General features: G+C 62.7%; 13 protein-coding genes and 2 pseudogenes. 9 read left to right on the forward strand and 6 right to left on the reverse strand.

The genetic code is table 11. The features are described 5' to 3' along the window. Positions 1–36 precede the first annotated feature (36 nt). The 3 genes from ACF8EA_RS12845 to ACF8EA_RS12855 all read right to left on the reverse strand — a co-directional run bounded on the left by ACF8EA_RS12845 (position 37) and on the right by ACF8EA_RS12855 (position 4317). Positions 37–1392: a GntR family transcriptional regulator gene (locus ACF8EA_RS12845; RefSeq protein ID WP_392522201.1), complete on the reverse strand. Its 1356-nt coding sequence runs from the start codon at positions 1390–1392 to the stop codon at positions 37–39. Continuing rightward, positions 1392–2777 (reverse strand): hypothetical protein, encoded by a 1386-nt coding sequence (locus ACF8EA_RS12850; RefSeq protein WP_275966649.1) that lies wholly within the window; start codon positions 2775–2777, stop codon positions 1392–1394. The genes ACF8EA_RS12845 and ACF8EA_RS12850 overlap by 1 nt, the downstream gene beginning before the upstream one ends. Positions 2778–3294: 517 nt before the next feature. Next, positions 3295–4317: a zinc-dependent alcohol dehydrogenase family protein gene (locus ACF8EA_RS12855; protein WP_392522203.1), complete on the reverse strand. Its 1023-nt coding sequence runs from the start codon at positions 4315–4317 to the stop codon at positions 3295–3297. 206 nt (positions 4318–4523) lie between these two features. Here ACF8EA_RS12855 and ACF8EA_RS12860 point away from each other — a divergent pair, with 206 nt between their 5' ends. From ACF8EA_RS12860 to ACF8EA_RS12880, 5 genes are all read left to right on the forward strand, one after another. Further along, positions 4524–5438 carry a LysR family transcriptional regulator gene (locus tag ACF8EA_RS12860; RefSeq protein WP_003253946.1) on the forward strand — a complete coding sequence of 305 codons (915 nt, stop codon included), beginning with the start codon at positions 4524–4526 and terminating at the stop codon, positions 5436–5438. 144 nt (positions 5439–5582) lie between these two features. Then, positions 5583–5900 carry a type II toxin-antitoxin system PrlF family antitoxin gene (locus ACF8EA_RS12865; RefSeq protein WP_392522205.1) on the forward strand — a complete coding sequence of 106 codons (318 nt, stop codon included), beginning with the start codon at positions 5583–5585 and terminating at the stop codon, positions 5898–5900. Beyond that, complete coding sequence (locus ACF8EA_RS12870) at positions 5900–6328, forward strand: type II toxin-antitoxin system YhaV family toxin (RefSeq protein ID WP_392522207.1); 429 nt, start codon at positions 5900–5902, stop codon at positions 6326–6328. Before ACF8EA_RS12865 ends, ACF8EA_RS12870 begins: the two co-directional genes overlap by 1 nt. 224 nt (positions 6329–6552) lie before the next feature. Then, positions 6553–7131 carry an NAD(P)H-dependent oxidoreductase gene (locus ACF8EA_RS12875; protein WP_392522209.1) on the forward strand — a complete coding sequence of 193 codons (579 nt, stop codon included), beginning with the start codon at positions 6553–6555 and terminating at the stop codon, positions 7129–7131. Positions 7132–7292: 161 nt separating this feature from the next. Then, positions 7293–7676, forward strand: a complete 384-nt coding sequence (locus ACF8EA_RS12880; RefSeq protein ID WP_392522211.1) for a MerR family transcriptional regulator — start codon at positions 7293–7295, stop codon at positions 7674–7676. A gap of 83 nt (positions 7677–7759) precedes the next feature. Here ACF8EA_RS12880 and ACF8EA_RS12885 read toward each other — a convergent pair. From ACF8EA_RS12885 to arfB, 3 genes and pseudogenes are all read right to left on the reverse strand, one after another. Continuing rightward, a pseudogene (locus ACF8EA_RS12885) lies at positions 7760–8185 on the reverse strand (transporter); the annotation flags it as partial. Then, positions 8181–8621: pseudogene (locus ACF8EA_RS12890) on the reverse strand (outer membrane lipoprotein-sorting protein); the annotation flags it as partial. The pseudogenes ACF8EA_RS12890 and ACF8EA_RS12885, both read right to left, overlap by 5 nt. Positions 8622–8707: 86 nt before the next feature. Then, the gene (arfB, locus tag ACF8EA_RS12895; protein ID WP_325950903.1) at positions 8708–9121 is read right to left on the reverse strand and encodes an alternative ribosome rescue aminoacyl-tRNA hydrolase ArfB; all 414 of its coding nucleotides are present in this window, start codon (positions 9119–9121) and stop codon (positions 8708–8710) included. 252 nt (positions 9122–9373) lie between these two features. On the opposite strand from arfB, the gene ACF8EA_RS12900 reads away from it, so the two are divergent. The 4 genes from ACF8EA_RS12900 to ACF8EA_RS12915 are packed head-to-tail and all read left to right on the forward strand — an operon-like array spanning position 9374 to position 19507. Then, a complete protein-coding gene (locus ACF8EA_RS12900; protein WP_392522213.1) occupies positions 9374–11206 on the forward strand; it encodes an AAA family ATPase in 1833 nt (610 codons plus the stop codon). Between the two features lie 2 nt (positions 11207–11208). Beyond that, positions 11209–11844, forward strand: a complete 636-nt coding sequence (locus ACF8EA_RS12905; protein WP_319297982.1) for a 4Fe-4S single cluster domain-containing protein — start codon at positions 11209–11211, stop codon at positions 11842–11844. A 14-nt stretch (positions 11845–11858) separates the two neighbouring features. Then, positions 11859–18158: an AAA domain-containing protein gene (locus ACF8EA_RS12910; RefSeq protein ID WP_392522215.1), complete on the forward strand. Its 6300-nt coding sequence runs from the start codon at positions 11859–11861 to the stop codon at positions 18156–18158. Continuing rightward, positions 18155–19507 carry a hypothetical protein gene (locus ACF8EA_RS12915; RefSeq protein ID WP_319297965.1) on the forward strand — a complete coding sequence of 451 codons (1353 nt, stop codon included), beginning with the start codon at positions 18155–18157 and terminating at the stop codon, positions 19505–19507. Before ACF8EA_RS12910 ends, ACF8EA_RS12915 begins: the two co-directional genes overlap by 4 nt. The last annotated feature ends 56 nt before the right edge of the window (positions 19508–19563 follow it).

Below are 19563 nucleotides of genomic sequence, written 5' to 3' on the forward strand. Positions count from 1 at the left end.
TCGCAGCAACTGTCAGCGCCTGCAAGCGTCTTGGTTTCAACTCGAGAAGCGGATATTTCGCCCGCAGTGCACCTCAAGCGCCTGCGCCAGTCGCCTTACCGCCCGCTGCAATTCATCCGGGTGCCCGCCCAGCCAAATCAGCGCGAGGTGTTGGGGGTAATGCCCCCGCAGGCCGAACTGCTCGCCCGGTAGCGCATGCAATGCAGAGCCGGCCAACGCCAAGGCAATACCGTCCCACGCCAGCGGCTGGCGGAAACTCACCCACAGCATTTGCCCTCCTTGCGGCAGCTCGAAGACCACCCGCTGGCCGAATTGCGACTGCAGCACATGCGCCAGGTATTGCGTGCGCCTTTGCAGGTCTGTGCGCTGTTGAACCAGTTGCGTTTCGATTTCCCCCTTGCCGAGCATGTGAGCAAGCGCCTGCAAGCGTAGCGGCGCAAGCCGAAACGCTCGCTCGGCGAATGCCTTGGCCAACACGGTGTCACGACTCAGTAAATAGGCATACGGCGCCTCTGCCCCCACCGCGGCCTCGAACGTGCCCATCACCAACAGCCAGCGCGGGTCGATCCAGTCACGCAGGCGTGTGCTCGGCGGCCCGTCGTAACAAAGCTCGCTGTCCAGGTCGTTTTCCAGCAACCATACCGGGTGTTGGTCAAGCAACTGCCCAAGCTGCTGCTGAAAATACGGTGAAACCAGCCGCCCTTGCGGCATGCCCAGGCAAGACGGCATGACCAACAGGTTTACCGGCTCGCTAGCAAGCAGCTTGGCCAAAGCGTGCAGCTCGGGGTTGCCACGGGCATCCCGTGGTACCTCCAGCACGCGCATGCCGACACGCCCCAAGGCGCGCAACACTTGCCAGCAACAGGGCGAATGCACCAACGCGGTACCACCTTGCATGGCCAGTGCGGTCAGCAGCGTCTCCAGCAACGCCAGCACATCGGGGGCCAACTGGACATCATCGGCATGCCAGTACTGGTTGGAGCAGCGGGTGTATCGCTCAGCCACAGCATTGCGCAAACGGGCGCTACCAAGCGCTTCCCAGGACGCAACCCTGCGATCACGCTGACGGGCCAAACGCCGTTCATGACCAAGCAGAATGCGCTCCAACAGTGGCTGTGTCGGCAAGGGAGGCTGCCGGGCCACGGCCACAGTCTGATCTTTGCCAACGTTTTGTACGTAATAACCCGACCTCGGCAGACAATGTACACGGCCCTCCTCCTCCAGCAGGCTGTAGGCACTCTGTACCGTGGCCAACGACACCCGTAACCGCCGGGACAGCTCACGCAATGACGGCAAACGGCATGTGCCAACGCCTGCAGCCTGGTCGATCAACGCTTCCAGGTAGCGATACACCTTGCGATACGCGAACTCGCCTGGGGCCGCTCGCCCCATCAAGGCAGCCCCGCAGCACCACGCCGCCGTCCCACCGCCTGCTGCGGTAGCAACCTCAGGTGTACATCCCGACGGGCCAGGTGGTTAAGCAGGCGCCATCCCGTCAGCGGTAACTGCCCATCATAAATCTGCCGCAGTTGCCCCAACGGCAGGCCACTGGTGTTCACCAGCCAGGCTTTGACTGCGTCAGGGCAGGGTTTGCCTTGCAAGGCCCTGTGCAGGTACGGCAACGCCACTACCATGTCGGCATGCCGGCACTGCAAGAACCGCTCGAGGTTTTTCCCCTGCCTGGCAAACGGGCTGAACAGCAGGCAAACCAGTTGGGCCTGATTGATGCCGTAGGCTTTGCCAAATAACAACGGGGTGGCGTCACGCTGCTTGCTGCAACCCCCCTGCCCTGCCAGCCTCAGCGCTGGGCGCCCGGCCTGCGGCTCCAGGCTGCGGGCACGCAGTTCGTGCAACTGTGCCGTGGCTAGCGAGTCGACGAATTCAGACAGCGGCAAAGCATCCGCAGCTGCCTCGAAGTGACAACCCAGCATCGCGTCAATCTGCTGGTCTTCAAGCAACTGCGGCAACAGGTCATCAATAGCAATCAGCCGCACTGGCGCACGCCCCGGTACGGCGCCCGGTACCGGCCCGTGCTGGCCAACCGGTGCGCCCCCAACAGCGCCATGCAATCGGCTCAGACCTTGGGCCAGTGCCGCCAGGCACTGGTGCACTGCATGCGGGCCACACTCGCTGGCCAGGCGCAGGCTACGCCGGGCCCAAGCCAGGTATCGGCGCCGCTGGAACCCGGGCACGGCAGTGACCAATGCATCGGGAGGCACCGCTGACTGCAGCGCATGATCCACGGCCCCTGCCAGCTCCAGGTGCAAGCGGCAACCCAGCAGGGCTTCAGGCCTGGCATCGATCATGTGGCCGAACATCAACAACGCATCCCTGGCGAGCAGCCAGCGCTCAGGCATTACCGATAGCCGACGACTGAACGGCACCACTGCGCGCCCCTCGATCATCTGCAATTGCACCCTCGGATCATCCTGCATGAACAGGGCGCTAAAACTGCGCTCATGAGCTTCCAGCGTGGCGCTGTCGGCAACCGGCAGGCTGACCACCAATACCCGCAGCTGAAAGGTTACCGGCGAACGCAGGGCAATGCTCAGTTGCGCGGCACGCAACATGGCCAGCAGCCGGCTGCTATGGCGGTCGCTACCTTGCAATAGCTGCAAGCTGAAAGTACCGATGTACTCGGGCCCGCCTGCAGCAACCAACAGGCGTTGTATCAACAACTGCAAGGAAGCGCGCTGCGCCTGGGACATGTGGTTCAACAAGCGCTCAAGTACTTGCTGGTAGATATAATGCATCGCCTGGTCGTGAATAGCAGTCACGCAATCACCTCATCAACTTCATGCAGCCAGCGCATGCCGTACCAACCATTTCAACTTGAACATGCGCCAAACTTACCCAGAAGAAAATTCCTACAACTTAAATGAAAGTAATGACGTAACCCTTCACTGTCGCCAGGCCATCGAGAAAAAACCACCACTGCGATGGCCTGTCGCTTCCACATGCTGCTCTATACCAGGCATAGCCATGCTCATCCCACGTTCCTTGCACAAACTATCATTGGGCCATTATCGAGAGGGAGGCAGCGCGAATTGAAGACACAGTTCACGGTAAAAAAACCATTCAGCGGCCGTGTCAGTTCACAGTGGCTGGCAAGGGAAAAGCGTTCAAGGCTGAATATTTGGCGGGATATTTCTGAAACCCCAAAGACCGCTGACTTACATGTAGTCCGCGTCGCAACTTATTGTAGGAACAGTCCTACTTTAAAGTTGAATCACTTTACCCCGAGCACAAAAAAACCCGGGGGCTGCCCGGGTTTGCTGGTCATTTCAGTCACCGTCAGTGTTGCGCCATGTCCAGCACCACGCGCCCGCCGCACGGGCATTTGTCCATGTAACGATGCGCCTCGACCACCTGCTCGAACGGGTACACCTTGATGATCTGCGGCGTCAGCAGTTGGTCGGCCGTGAACTGGTTGATATCGCGCAACGCACGCTGCAGCGCCACCTGATCCTGGCTGATGCCAAGCTCTGGCTTGCCGGTGAAATTACCGATGCAGTGCACATAGAACTGAATGTTTTTCTGGAATGCCGCGCAGGCCGGGAACGGTGTCTGGTTGCCACCTTGCAGGCCGTACAGCACCAGGCTGCCACGCGGCGCCAACACATCGCCCAACAGCGACATCTGCGGGCCACCCATGCCATCGAGCACCATGTCCACGCCGCGGCCATCGGTGTACTTGCCAATCTGCAGCAGCAGGTCCTGCTCTTCAGTGACAATCACTTTGTCTGCGCCCAGACCCAGCAGGTACTCTCGCTGCGCCGCATCCTTGGTGGCGGCGAACACCTTCAGCCCCAGGGCCCTGCCCAGCTGCACGAAGGCAGGCCCGGCGCAATGGCTGGCATCGGTGACCAGTGCTGTCTGCCCGGCCTTGGCCCGTGCCAGGTCGACGTAGGCGAAATAGGCAATCAGCAGCGGGGTGTAGTGCACGCTGGCCTCAATCGGGGTGAGCACATTCGGATAGCGAGTAATGGCTGTACGCGGCAGTACGATGACATCGCCATATACCGGGTGGTCGTTGGCGCTGGTGGCCGGGAAACTGGCAACCCGGTCACCGACGGCAATGTCATCGACCCCTTCACCGACCGCCGTCACCACCCCGGCCATTTCGTGACCGATCCCTGCTGGCAGACGTGCCTGGGACGGTGCCAGATTCTGGCGCCAAAGCACGTCATACCAGCTGACGCCAACCGCTTCGACGCGGATCTGCACCTCGTCGGCAGCGGGTGACGGTTCGGCCTGCTCTTCGCAACGAAGCACGTCGGCAGCGCCGAACTTGTGGAAACGGATCATGCGGGACATCGCATACCTCGCCTTTGTGAACCTCTAATTACCACTGACTCTATCCGGGCTTTGCCCGTTAGACCATCAGTGGGCATTAATAGTCGACATGCTTGTCATCGATTGGGCACCTGACTTTCCCTGCGATTGGTCCCCCTAAACCCGTGCAGGGTAACAGCCTTTGGCCTTAAGATTCACCTCTGCCCCACATTAGGCGAAGCGCACCGATGAATCGAAACGACCTGCGTCGTGTAGACCTCAACCTGCTGATTGTGTTCGAGACGCTGATGCACGAGCGCAGCGTGACCCGCGCCGCAGAAAAACTGTTTCTCGGCCAACCGGCCATCAGCGCGGCGCTGTCGCGCCTGCGCAACCTGTTCGATGACCCGCTGTTCGTGCGCACAGGGCGCAGCATGGAGCCATCGGCACGGGCCCACGAGATCTTCGCCCTGCTGTCACCGGCACTGGATTCGATTTCCACTGCAGTCAGCCGCGCTGCCGAATTCGACCCGGCCACCAGCAATGCGGTGTTCCGCATCGGCTTGTCGGACGACGCCGAGTTCGCCTTGCTGCCGCAACTGCTCAAGCGCATTCGCGCCGAGGCGCCCGGTATCGTGCTGGTGGTGCGACGGGTCAACTACTTGCTGATGCCAACCCTGCTGGCCTCGGGCGAGATTTCGGTGGGTGTCAGCTACACCAGCGAACTGCCGGCCAACGCCAAGCGCAAGGTGCTGCGCCGCAGCATGCCGAAACTGCTGCGCGCCGACAGCGTACCCGGCAGCATCACCCTGGATGACTTCTGCGCGCGGCCCCATGCGTTGGTGTCGTTTGCCGGGGACTTGTCCGGGTTCATTGACGAAGCCCTGGAAGAAATCGGCCGCAAGCGCCACGTGGTGCTGGCGGTACCGCAGTTCAACGGGCTGGGGAGCTTGCTGGCAGGCACCGATATCGTCGCTACGGTACCGGACTACACGGCGGATGCACTGACAGCCGCCGGCGGCTTGCGGGCCGAGGATCTGCCGATACCCGTGCGCAGTTTCGAACTGCACATGGCCTGGCGCGGGGCACAGGACAATGACCCGGCGGAGCGGTGGCTGCGGTCGCGGATACAGATGTTCTTTGGGGATCCTGACAGTCTTTAGAAGATCGTGTCCCGAGAGGTGGTGTAACTCATCCTGCGACGCTGTTTAGCGTCCTCCCCGCCTATGCTTGATCAGCAGAAAACCAAGATTGACCGTGTAAGGATTATTCCTTGCCATTCAATCAATACATCCGGGAGAACGCTCATGCCTGCCATCCACGAAATCGCCACGTTGACCTCGAAGGGGCAGGTCACAGTGCCCAAGTCCGTTCGCCAGCTTTTAGGCCTCGGCACGGGTGGCAAGATCGCATTCGACGTACGCGCCGGGGAAGTCGTGGTCAGCCGCGTAGAAGCCATCCATGAGGACCCTGCCATCGGTGCGTTCCTGGGTTTGCTGGAGGCTGATATCCGAAGCGGGCGCAACCTCACCACCCTGCCGGAAAACCTGGCCCAAACCATGCTCGCCAATGCGGGCCGCGATGTAAATCTGGACGAAGATATCGACGGTGAGGTCGCGATCTGATGCTGCGACATGGCTGGACACTGTTGTTCCATGAAGGTGTGACTTTACAGCTACGCAAATTGCAAGAAGCCGCCGCCCAGGCCGCGCAGAACGACCCACAAGGTTTTGAAAGCAACGCCAACGTCAAGCTGTTTCGGGCATTAAGCCATCTGATCATGGAGGCTGTGCCTGCCGACCCGGGCCGTGACGAGCTCCGCCAAGGCAACACGCTAGGCACCGCCTACCGACATTGGCGGCGGGCGAAAATCGGTAGGCGCTTTCGGCTGTTCTTTCGCTACGACTCAAGGTCCAAGGTCATCGTCTACGCATGGGGCAACGACGAAAATACTCTGCAGTCCGCAGGCAGAAAATCCGATCCCTACGCCGTATTCGAGAAGATGCTGGGCCGCGGCAACCCTCCTGATGACTGGGACGAGCCCAAAGGATAAGCTGCGCGACTGGGTGAGGGATTGCACGTTCGACTCCCCCCCTTGGTGCTTCCACTGTAATCCACTCGTAACGCACATTGCGTTTCTGCGCCCCCTCATTCGACGGTTTGCCGGGCGACACCCGAGCGCTGCTGGACTGTCTGTCTCTACCACTAACCGGCAAGGCTTGACTCTACCGTAAGGGGCAGACTTTACCCTTGGCACTTCATTACCTGGAGTTTGTCATGAAGCGCAAACGCATGCTCGTAATCCTCGGCCACCCTTCGAACGACAGCTTTTGCGGCGCTGTGTCCGAACGTTATGTCGAGGCCGCCACGCAAGCAGGCCATGAGGTGCGCCTGCTGCGCCTGGGCACCCTGGATTTCGATCCGGTCTTGCACGATGGCTATAACCAGATCCAGTTGCTTGAGCCCGATTTGATCGACGCACAGAACGACATTACCTGGGCCGAACACCTGACATTGGTGTACCCGATCTGGTGGGGCGGCATTCCGGCGTTGCTCAAGGGGTTCTTCGACCGCGTGTTTCTGCCCGGTTTTGCCTTCAAGTACCGCAAGGGCTCGCCTTTCCCGGATAAGCTGCTCAAGGGCCGCACGGCTCACCTTTTGGTGACCATGGACACGCCACCGTGGTACTACCGGTGGGTGTATCGCATGCCGGGCCTGAACCAAGTACGTAAGACCACCCTGGAGTTCTGCGGCATAACCCCCCTGAAAACCCTGACCTTCGGTCCGGTATTGGGCTCCAAGCCGCAACAGCGCGAAGCCTGGCTCAAACAAGTCCAGGCAGTCGCCAGCCGCTGATCGGCCCCGGTCGGGCCGTGCCCCCGCACTGCCCAGCCGAGCCTCCCTGCTGTGGCACCTTGTCCAGGCTTCCCACACCCTGATGCTCGTGCAAAGATGTCGCGCGCCTGTACGAGCACGCGACATCTTTTCGCTTCTGATGCGTCAAAAAAGGGACTTTCATGTACATCGGCAAAGCGGCCCAGCTGTCGGGCACCACCGTCAAAAGCATTCGACATTACGAAGAAATCGGCCTGCTGCCCCCACCGCAGCGCGAAGGCAAGTACCGCATCTACAGCCAGCAAAGCGTAGAGCTGCTGACCTTCATCAAATGCGCTCAGCAACTCGGTTTCAAACTCAAGGAAATGCGGGCCATTCTGCAGGATCATCACGGCCAGGCGCTGCCCTGGGATCTGGCCATGCAGGCCATCGATAACAAAAAGCAGGAATTGATGGGGCAGATCCAGACATTGCAGCAAGTGCATGACGGCTTGGTTGAGTTTGAGCTGAGCCTCAAAGATGCTCAGATGCAATGCCAGTTCGAACACCTGGAAAGAGCCCGCTGAATCCGCTCCGCTGCCCCTGAACGGCCATGGCGCACGGTGCCGTTTTCAGCACGCAGGCGCCCCGGCGATTTAACCTGGCACAGCCCCCCCGGCTGCTCACCCTCTTGCACTGCTGGCTGCGGCACAATCGCGGCAAAGAACCACGGCGAAATCAGCGTGACCAGCAAAATGCTAATGAAGCCGCTGGATGACAGCGCCAGTATCACCAATACCCCCAGGTCAATCACGGGTTTGTAGGCGCAGAACAGTAGCGCGACAAAGCCCATCGAGAAGATCACGACGTTGACCACCGTCGAGCGCCCGACGCCCTGCATGGCCGCCAGGATAGCCTCGTCGATCTCGATGCCCTTCTGCACCAGCATCCTGATCGGTGCGGCGTAATCCACGACGCCCACCACCAGGAACGTCACCAGTGTGGTACCGATGCTCAACTCGATGTCCAACAGGTACATGCTGCCGTACACAGTCACCGACGTGGTCAGCAACGTCAGCATGCCGAGGATGGGCAGACACGGCGCATTCCGGCAAGTCGCCGGCTATCAGCCCGCACTTGATCGCAGTCTGCGTGAACAGGCGGTCGTCCAGCGCGACGTTGTACTGCAACTGGTTGAAGCGCAGCCGAGAGCGAATACCGGCGATGAAGTCCTCGGTTTCGCTGTGGGGAATGCTGTCGATCTGGTCGAGGTCGGCATAGGAGTAGTCGCTACCCATGAACGCCCCGCGTTTGTCGGTGGTGGAAATCCTTCGGGTCTGTCGGCTGACCGGCAAATACATCCATTGGCTGTATTCGAGGCCCAGGACCTCGCGCGGGTTTTCGATGTGGAAGGCGACGTCACGCACATCACTAGGCGCGGAGAAATACAGGGTGAAGTTGTCGCTGTCCGGGTAATCCTTTTGCAGGTAGCTGAACTCGCGGATGCGGCTGTTACCTTGGGATCCTGACAGTCTTTAGGCGTCGTCGGGCGGGCTGCTCATCTGACACTCTCATTTAGCCAGCCGTACATGCGCTTGATGCAGCCGCACTACAGCGCCTAGAACTCCACCTTGCCCCGCCCCATCTTGATAGTGCTGCGTCTGGCTTTTCCTTCGAGCCGGCGGGTCTTCGAGCCGAGGGTCGGCTTGGTGGGGCGGCGTTTTTTCTCGATCTTGCCGGCAGCGATGATCAACTCGGCAAGACGCGCCAGTGCGTCAGCGCGGTTCTGCTCCTGGGTGCGGTACTGCTGGGCCTTGATGATCAACACGCCGTCACCGGTAATGCGACTGTCACGCAACCCTAACAGCCGCTCCTTGTAAAACTCGGGCAGCGACGAGGCCGGGATGTCGAAGCGCAGGTGCACGGCGCTGGACACCTTGTTGACATTCTGCCCACCCGCGCCTTGCGCGCGAATGTACGTCAGTTCGATGTCGGCATCCGGCAGATGCACGTTATTGGTGATGGTCAGCATGACATGGCCCTTGTGATTACCCACATTATTACAGCCTGCGTCGCTATCCCATAGCACCACACACAATTCCTTGAATCAGCGCCGAAGTCTACCATTGCTGACCTCATGCACTTGTCTGGTTGCCATCCTCGGTACGTATCGAGGCATTCTTGAAATGCTGCCCTACAACGCGCTGAACTTTCAGACGGCAATACTGGAAAATACCCGCAAGGACCAATACCCTGCCAAGGATCCAACCTAGACGAGTTGATCATGTCAGGGACTACACCGTTTCAAACCCCGCGCTGGATGCGTGACCTCGTCCGCTTCCTGCCACTGAAAAGCCAATTCGTCCTGTCGGGCAACATCCGCGACCTCCAGGCTTGTGAGGTCGTTCCTGGCACGGTCACGGCCCAGAGCTTCAACCAGACCCTGTGCAACGCCTTGCTCGACACCGGCTATGGCCATGTGCTGGCTTGGGACCCTGTGGTTGGTTTTCGGGTGCTTGGCAAGCCCGGCAGCGACCCGGCACCGGGCCAAGCCCTGCTCCAGGAACTCGGCCTGACCCCGGTGAACGGCGCCGCGTCTGCGGGTATCGACCTGCTGGCCGCCACCATGCAGCGGCTGCTGGCCCACACCGATACGCCTGTCGCCCTGATCATCGACTTCGCCTCGCGCCTTGCGGTACGTAGCGATTCCCTGAACGCGGCCGAGCATCAGCTGTTCACTCAGGCCTTGGTGCATGCCCACCAGGCGCGCAGCAGGCCCCAGCCACAAACGCGCAAGCCATTCTTCAATACGCTGCTGTGGCTGGTGGAGAAAGAAGGCGACCTGCCGGACTGGCTGCTGGTCGACAACCCCCGGATTCGCCACATTCCCGTCTCCAAACCTGACCAACTGGCCCGCCGCGCCCTGGCGCCGGCGCTGCTCAAGGGGCTCGCCGGTAGCCAGGAGGCGAGTCAGGACGCGCTCGCCCAGGCTGCGGACGCCTTCGTACAGAATACCGAGGGCCTGCTGCTGCTCGACCTCAGCGCCATCGCGCAACTCGCACGGGTCGAAGGTGTGCCCATGGTGCAGATCGCTGATGCCGTGCGCCGGTATAAAGTGGGTGTCACCGAAGACCCCTGGCTGCGCATCGATCGCCAGCGCATCCGCCAGGGCGATGAGCTGGTGCACCAGCGAGTGAAAGGCCAGGACCACGCCGTGACCCACATGCTCGACATCGTCAAGCGGGCAATGACCGGCGTCGGCGCCAGCCGCAAGGGCAATCGCCCGCGTGGCGTAGCCTTCCTGGCTGGGCCGACCGGGGTGGGCAAGACCGAGCTGGCCAAAACCATGACCAGCCTGCTGTTCGGCGACGAAAGCGCGTATATCCGTTTCGACATGTCGGAATTCAGTGCAGAACATGCCGACCAGCGCCTGATCGGTGCACCACCCGGCTATGTCGGCTACGACGTCGGTGGCGAACTGACCAATGCGATTCGCGAGAAACCCTTCAGCGTCGTGCTGTTCGACGAAATCGAAAAAGCCCACCCGCGCATCCTCGACAAGTTCCTGCAAATTCTTGACGACGGCGTACTGACCTCCGGTCGCGGTGACCGGGTGTACTTTTCCGAGGCGCTGATCGTGTTCACCTCCAACCTGGGCATCTACCGCCTGGGCGAGAATGGCGAGCGCGTTGCCAACGTGCTGCCGTGCGAGCCTTACGAGCAGGTTCGGGAGAAAGTCCACAGCGAGATCAACCGGCATTTCAAGCAGGTGCTCAATCGTCCGGAGATCCTCAACCGTATCGGCGAGAACGTCATCGTGTTCGACTTCATTCGTGAAGAGGTCGGCCAGCAGATCTTCGAACAGATGGTCGACGGCACCTTCAAGGACCTGCAGCAGCAGAAACTGCACGTGGGCATCGCCCCTGAGGCGCGCCAGGCATTGCACGCTTTGTGTCTGCACGACCTGTCCAACGGCGGCCGTGGCATCCGCAACCAGCTCGAGGCGCATCTGCTCAATCCGCTGGCGCGGGCCTTGTTCGACCAGGACGCTCAACCTGGCGAGCATTTCACCATCAGCCGTCTGGGTGTCGGCGGATTGACCCTGGAACGTCGCTGACCATGGAACTGAGCCTGTCCCGTGTGCACTTCCCGGTCACCACCCTCGGCCCAGGTCGTCGCCTGGGCATCTGGTTTCAGGGCTGCAGCATCCGCTGCCCCGGCTGTATTTCCGCCGACACCTGGGGGCCAGGCAAGCGCCGTGTGGGCATCGCACAGTTGCTGAAACAACTGATGCCCTGGCTGGCCGAGGCTGAGGGCATCACCGTCTCCGGCGGCGAACCCTTCGACCAGTTCCCTGCCCTGCTTGCCATGCTCCAGGGGCTTCGCCAGTCGAGCCCACTGGACATTCTGGTGTACAGCGGCTACTCGCTGGAGCAACTGCAACCCCATCTGCAACAAGCCGAAGGCCTGATCGATGCGTTGATCAGCGACCCCTTCGACCAGCGCAGCGAACAATCCCTGGCCTTGCGTGGCAGCGACAATCAGCGCCTGAACCTGCTGACCCCGCTCGGCCATGAACGCCTTGCCAGCTACCAGCGCCCCCTGCAACCCACTGACCAGGCCCTCGACCTGATGTTCGACGAGAACGGCAGCGTGTGGATGGCAGGGATCCCTCGGCGTGACGACGTACTGCGTCTGCGCGACCTTTTGAACGCGCAAGGTCACCAGGTTAGCACCAGCGCGCACCGCCCCTGACCGGAATTCGCCCAATGATTCGCTATTGCCCAAACTGCAACACCGCACGCCCGGTACAGGAAATGTTCTGCGAGGGCACCGTCGACCAGCACCCTTGCAACTGGGACCTGGCCGGGGAGCCGATCCACGCTGACGGCTGGCGCCCGCAGATCATCCATACCGTGGACAATCTCCCGCCGACGAACACATCTCCGGCGCCCGGCCTCGTCTGTGAAAACGGCCATGCCATGGACCCCGGCGACCTGATGTGCCTGCAGTGCGATGCTTCGCCGGCCCAGTCTGCAGCAGCCAACGGTGTGCCGGCTGCCCCGGTCGACGATGCGCCCGCAGCCAGCGAAACCTTGATCGACGGCTGGTCGCTGATCCGCCAGATCAGCAATACCGACGGCGTCCGCGAGCGTTACCTTGCATTGCACCAGGAAACCGCTCGCCAGGCGGTGCTCACCCTTTATCGACCAGGTGCGGAGCCGGACCCAGCGGTCTATGACGTGATCCGCCGTCTGCCCCGCGAGCATGTGCCCGAAATCATCGCCACCGGCCGCTGGGATGGCCGTGCATTCGAAGTGGTCGAGGAACTGACCGGCGGCAGCCTGGCCGACCTCGGCGGCGTGATCCGTGAAGCCCACAGCGTGCGTCATATGCTGCGGGAGCTGGGCCAGGCACTGCACGCCTTCAACGAGGCCGGCTTGCGCCACCGAGACCTGCGCCCGAGCAGCCTGCTGGTACGTGCCCACGAGCCACTGGACCTGGTGATCAGCGGCTTTGGTTCGGCGCGCCTGTCGGAGTTCGACCTGGACATCGTCTCGCCGTTGGAAACCAGCCGCTACATGGCCCCTGAAGCCATCGCCGGCGGTGTGGCGGCCGCCTCGGACTGGTGGAGCCTCGGCATGATCCTGCTCGAGCAACTAACCGCAGGGGCCTGCTTCGAGGGCATCCATGCCAATGCCTTCCTCATCCATGTACTGGCCAATGGTGTCCCGATTCCCGACGACCTCGACCCACAGCTGAACCTGCTGTTGCGCGGCCTGCTGGCCCGCGACCGGCACCAGCGCTGGCAATGGCCCGAGGTCGAGGCCTGGCTCGACGGGCGCCCGGTGCAGGCGCCGGCTTCACCCTTCACCGAACGCGACGACGGCGAAGGTGCTGCCTTGCAACTGGGCGATACGCGCTACCACAAGCCGGCGGTCTTCGCCCTCGCCGCCGCGCACGCCGAGCACTGGCAGCAGGCGCTCGACCATCTGTTGCGCGGCGTCATCGTCACCTGGGCCGAGCAGCTCGGCCTTTCCCCTTCATTGCTCGCCGGCCTGCGCCAAGTGGTGCAGCATGACGGGCTGGAGGACGATTTCCGTTTGATGCTCGCGCTGAAACTGCTCAACCCGGAAATCCCGCTGATCCACCGCGGTGAGATCGTCACCCCGGGCTGGTTGCTGGAGCATCCGCTGGAAGGCTACCGACTGATCAGTGGCTCGGTGCCCGACCTGCTGGAGCAACTGCAGACCGACAACTGGCTTTCTCGCCTCAAACTGCGCGCCGAGCAGGTGCGTCAGCGTGCCCTGCATCAGCAGATCGAACTGGTCGAAGAGACGTTGAGGGTATACCTGCTGTCAACCTCGCGGGCAAAGCTGGCCAGCGAATGGCAGGCGCGCCAACGCCTACTGCCGGATACCACGCACCCCGGCCTGCTGACGTTGGCGGAACGACGGATCATCGCCGAGGAAGACCTGATTGTGTTGCTCAGCGCTTCGATCGGCCAGTTCCGCTCGGTGGAGGCGATCATCCAGGAAGCGGCTGAGCTGGCGAACAGCGTCGAAGTCGGCTGGTTCGACAACGACGCTGCCACAGCGCTGCTTCAGTCCCCGCGCCAGGATCTTTACCACAGCGTCGATGAGCGCATACGCGGATTCGCCCGCTGCGGCGTTGCCGAAGTGGATGCATGGGCCGAGCAGTTCCGCCTGGAACGGCGCATGCCGCTGGCCCAGGTCTTGGTGCTGCTGGCCATTCCGGCAAGCCAGTGGCTTGAGCCGCAAAAGCAGCAGTATGTGTCGCAGATCCTCGAGTTCTTCGAGAAGAAGGTGGTAACCGCAGTGATGCGCGGCCCGCTGGTGCGCATGACCATCGGCAAGACAACCGCCCGGGTCGATCTCAACGAACTGCACAGCGAGCGCCACCCTGCGGCAGCCTTGCTCGACCACCTGCTGCTGCGCAACGAACGGCCCGTGAATCTGGACCCGGAATGCTTCCAGGCCATGCCACAGATTGCTTCGCGCCTGCACGCGCTGCACCGGCAGAGCGCATTGTACAAACGCGATACCGGCATCGACGGCCTGTACCTGGGCTTCCCTTTCCTGCTCAGTCGCGACCCGCGCGGCACCACGCGCACACGCATCATTCCGCTGCTGTTGTGGCCGGTGAAGCTGCTGCTGGAAGTGGGCAACCGCGGCCTTGCGGCCCTGGCCTTCGACAGCGAACGCGAAGAAGTGCGCCTGAACCCGGCGCTGGAAAGCGTCCTCGGGGCCGAGGCCTGCAAGCGCTGGCGCAAGACGGCTGATGAGTTGCTTGGCCGCTCTTCGATCCGCGCCAGCGATGTGATGGATGCGTTCGGCATGCTTGCCACCGCGCGCTCGCGCAGCATCGTCGGACTGCCGGCCAGCAGCGTGGAAGTGGTGCCTTACCAGGACGAACTGGCATGTGCTGGCGTGTTGTTTCACGTCACCTTCATGGGCCAGGCCATCGGCGAGGACCTGCGCCAGCTGAAGTCACTCTCGCCTGCCGGCAGCGGGCTCGAGACCGCACTGCGGCTCAGGACCGACGAGGAGGACGAGGCCGTGGCCCCGCCGGCCGAACTGCACCGCTACTTCACCGTCGCCAGCGACCCCTCCCAGGAGGCGGCCGTGCTGCAAGCGCGCCAAGGCCCGGGTTTGCTGGTGGAGGGGCCACCGGGCACAGGCAAGAGCCAGACCATCGTCAACATGGTCGCCGATGCCATCGGCCGCCAACGCAGCCTGCTCATCGTCTGCCAGAAGCACGCGGCGCTGGAGGTGGTGTACAAGCGCCTGGTAGCCGAAGGGTTGGGGCAGCGTATCGTCATGCTCAACGACGTCAATCGCGACCGCGAACCGATCATCCGCGGTATTCGCGAACAGCTGGAAACCCTGTTCATCGGTGGCGATGAAGGCCAGGGCCTGCTCCGCCAGCGCGAACAAGTGGCGGCGCGTATCGAGACACTCGAAGGCGAGCTGGACCGCTTCCACCAGAGCCTGCACCGCCCGGACCCGGCAACCGGTTTGAGCTACCGGCGCCTGCTGGGCGAACTGATCGAGCTCGAAGACGGGCCGCCACCGCTCGAATTCCCGGCGTTGCGCCAGCGCCTGGCCGTGCTTGACGTTGCCAGCCTGACACGCCTGGAAGAAAACTGTGCGCCGCTGATACGCCTGTGGCTGCCTGCCCGCTACGAAGGCAGCCCTCTGGTGCAGTTGCAGCCGTTCGCCACTGACCGCTCCACTCTGCTGGCCTTTACCGACAGCCTGCAAGCCTTCAGCCAGGCTGAGCTACAGCGTCAAACGACCCTGCAAGCACACCCGGCCAGCTTCGAGATCGACGACCCTGCGCCGTACCGGGCATGGATGGCCACCCATGTGGCGACCTTGCTCGGGCTGAGCCAGGACCAGCGACTGCGCCTGGCCCGCTGGCTCCCCCTGTTCCGCAGCAAGGACGGCGAGCAGCTGCCGCGTGGCGAAGCGATGCTGAATGAGCTGCGGCAACTGCAGCAGCAGCTCGACCAACTGCCCGAAGGCGATTACCTGACAGCACTGTCGCCTGCCTTGAGCCTGGTGGACAGCAAGCCGCTGCGCGGCCTGGAAAGCGATTGCGCCAAGGTCATGGCCGCTCGCTCCTGGCTGACGCGCATGAACCCCATGCACCTGCTCAGGCGCAAGCGACTGCGCGATTTCCTCGTAGCTCAGGGTAATGACCGTGTGGATGAAGCCCTGCCAGGGCTGCACGCGGCCATCGAACTGGAACAGCGATGGCGCCCCCTGCGCGCCGAACTGGCTGCACTTCACCAGGCCCTGGCCCTGGACAGCGTTGCCCCGCAGGCAGGCCTGGAGCTGGCGGCCTTGGTAAAGGCTGATATCCATCAGCTCGTCGAGATCCAGGTTTTGGCGCAGGCACTGGCACAGTCGCCCCGCGCACGCCAGGCAGACGACGCCGTGCTTACCGGCGACAAACAACACCTGGAGGCCTTGCTCGGAGACCTGGATGCCTCGCTGCTGCGCCAAGGCGTGCGCCAGTCCAGCCTTGACCAGCTAAAGCGGCTCGAAGACTGGCTCGGCAACGAACTGGCTCAACAGCTGCGGCATGCCGTGGAACACAACCTGAGCAACGAACTGGCGCTCAGCCGCCTGCACGACGCCTTGCCCCACCTGGCGGCCTACCAAGGCTTCCGCGCCCGCGCCGGGCAGCTCGCCGAGGCTGACCTGGAGCTGCTCGCCCTGCTGCGCCAGCGCCAGGCGCAACTCGACCTGCTGCCCTCAGAGCAGCTCGACGCCGCCGTGCGCCGCCTGCTCAACCGCGAAGCGCGGCTGGGCTGGAAACACCGTATCGAACAGGCCAACCCGGAGCTGCTGTTCAGCCAAGAAGAGGCCCAGGCCAAGGTTGCCAGCCTGGCTCAAGCCGATACACGGATGCGTGAGCTCAACCGCCAACTACTGGCCACCGGTATCGACCCCACGCGCCTGGGCAGCCGCAAGCAGTGGGAGGATGTGACCCGGCTGACCGGCAAGCGCTCGCGCCGGCTGCGTGAATTCCTAGAACTGGGTGCTCCGCTGGGGCTGATGACATTGCGCCCGGTATGGCTGATGAACCCGGACGTGGCCAGTCGGGTGCTGCCACTGAAGAACGGCCTGTTCGACACGGTTATCTACGACGAGGCATCACAGATGCCGGTGGAGTTTGCCCTGCCGACGCTGTTCCGCGGCCAGGTCACCGTGGTCAGTGGCGACGAGAAGCAGATGCCGCCGACGGCGTTCTTCTCCAGCCGGGTCGAAAGTGACGAGGCCGAACTGTTCGATGGCGATGAGCCTGACGAGGACGCTGACGAGGAACAACGCGAAGCCTTCGAAGACACCTGGAACCGCCGCGAGATCAAGGACTGCCCAGACCTGCTGCAACTGGCGCGCAACGCCCTGCCCAGCACCACGCTGCAGATCCACTACCGTTCGGCCTACCGCGAACTGATCGGTTTTTCCAATGCCTCGTTCTACGGCAACCGCCTGAATGTGCCGGTGCGCCACCCCCAGGCGAGCATTCGTCAGCTCAAGCCACTGGAACTGATCCAGGTCGAGGGCCTGTACCAGAACCAGAGCAACGCGACCGAAGCCGCGCGTGTCGTGCAGTACCTGGAGGCGCTCTGGCAGCTGCCTTACGCGCAGCGCCCGTCAGTGGGCGTGGTGACCTTCAACCGCAAGCAGGCCGAGCTGATCGAGGAGCACCTGGAAGCCCATGCCGCCGAAAACGAAGCCTTCCGCGCCGCGTACGCCCAGGAGCGCGAACGCAGCGAGGGCGGTGAAGACATGTCGGTGTTCGTCAAGAACGTCGAGAACGTGCAGGGTGACGAGCGCGACGTGATCGTGTTTTCCTCCACCTTCGGCCGCAACAGCCAGGGCACCTTCCGCCGTCACTTCGGGGTGCTCGGACAGACCGGTGGCGAACGCCGCCTGAACGTGGCGGTGACCCGTGCTCGGCGCAAGGTGGTGATGATCACCTCGATGCCCATCGCCGACATTTCGGACATGCTCAACACCCAGCGCGCGCCGGCCAGCCCGCGCGACTACCTGCAAGGCTACCTGGAATATGCACGCGCGCTGTGTGCCGGCGAGTTCGACTACAGCGGCAAGCTGCTGGGCCGCCTGCAGACGGACCGCAGCACGCAGGTGCATGGGCACGACCAGGGCCACGACGGCTTCGCCAGGATCGTTGGCGCGTTCATCGCGTCCCTGGGCTGGAATGCCGCCCCGGCCAGCGAAGGCGACGCGTTTGGCCTGGACTTCGCCATCGCAAGCCCACAGACCGGAACCTATGCCATCGGCATCGAATGCGACGCGCCCAGCCACGCCCTGCTCGAGCGCGCCCGGGCCCGGGAAATCTGGCGGCCCTCGGTACTGCGCCGGGCGATTCCGCAGATCCACCGCGTCTCGTCCCAGGCCTGGTATCACGACGGCGACAACGAGCGCGCCCGCTTGCGCGCAGCCATCGAGGACGCCATGCAGGCAGGGCAGCCGGTGGCCGCATCCAACGACAAGGAGACCTGCCAATGAGTGGCCCAAAGGTGGTGCGCATCGTCACCCGTGAAGAAATCATCGCCCTTTGCGAAGGCCATCTGCGCCGCCTTGATCAGGCTGTGGCCCGCTGGGAAGCCCAGGCCGAAAAGCTTGGCCAACTGAGCGAGCAGGAACGCGCGGCCACGCGGGCACGGCAAGCGCGGTTGCGCGCCTTGCTCACTGAGGACCAGTACCAGGCATTGCAGAAAGCCGTCCCCATCGAGATCGAACACCTGCGGCGCGACCAGCTTGCCCGCGAGGAGCGCGCCATTGGGCAAGCGACCGAGCAGCGCCAGCATCAACGCCGCATGAAGGAAAATGCAGCGCTTCTGCTCAAGGCCCTGGTCAGCCGCACCGACGCCGACCCGCAGGTGGTGCAGGCCCTGACAAAACTGGCCGATGGCGCCCAACTGGACAATGCCGAGCAACTGCTTGCCCAAGGTTTCGCCCAATTGAGCAGCAGCAACGAAGCGCAAACCCTGGACGAACAGCAACGCGCGCTGGCTCGGCGGCTCATGGATGACGCCCCCACGCCCAACCTCACCACGTGGCTGGCCGAGCGAGCACAAGCCACCCGCGACCCACGCCTGCAGCAGATCGACCGGCATATCGCCGAGCTGCATCTGTTGCAAGGCACAGCCTGTGCTGAGCCCTTCGTACTAGCCTTGGCCCGGGCCGAGGCGCAGCCCCAGGCGCAACAGCGCAACTTGCTGCTCGACAGCCTGGTGATCGAGTTGGCTGATAAAAGCCGCGACTTCCAGCTGAGTCGCGATTCGCTCGCCAAGCTCCACGAACTGGCAAACGAAGTACAAACCCGCCTGGGCGCCGGGAACGAGGCCTTGCTCGAGCAGGTCCGCCTTTGCACGACCACCAGCCCGAAAGCCACGGTGAGCGAGCTGACGAGCCGCTGCGAAGCATTGCTCGCCGTGCATGTGCAAGCGCAAGCCGCCCTCGCCCGTCGCGAAGCCATGCTCAAGGGCCTGGCCGAACTCGGTTACGAAGTGCGCGAAGGCATGACCACCGCCTGGGCTGACGCGGGCAAGATAGTACTGCGCAAGTCGGCCACGCCAGGCTATGGCGTGGAGCTGGGCGGCAAGGCCGAGAATGGCCGCATGCAGGTGCGTGCGGTGGCATTGAGCCGTGATCGCGACACGCAACGCGACAAGGACATCGAGACGATCTGGTGCAACGAGTTCGGGCGCCTGCAGGCGATGCTTCAGGGTAATGGAAGCGAACTGCTGATCGAGCGAGCGATGGGGGTGGGAGAGACGCCACTCAAAGAAGTGCTAGCCGCTGAAGACGAAGACATGGCTGCTGCCGGACAGCCACGGACGAAGTCATCATGAATGGGCACGATCTGTATGCCGATCTCAAGGATGTGCTGAGTCGTTACCGAATAAAC

It is taken from the genome of Pseudomonas sp. YQ_5 (assembly GCF_043103305.1).
Lineage (GTDB): Bacteria > Pseudomonadota > Gammaproteobacteria > Pseudomonadales > Pseudomonadaceae > Aquipseudomonas > Aquipseudomonas putida_Y.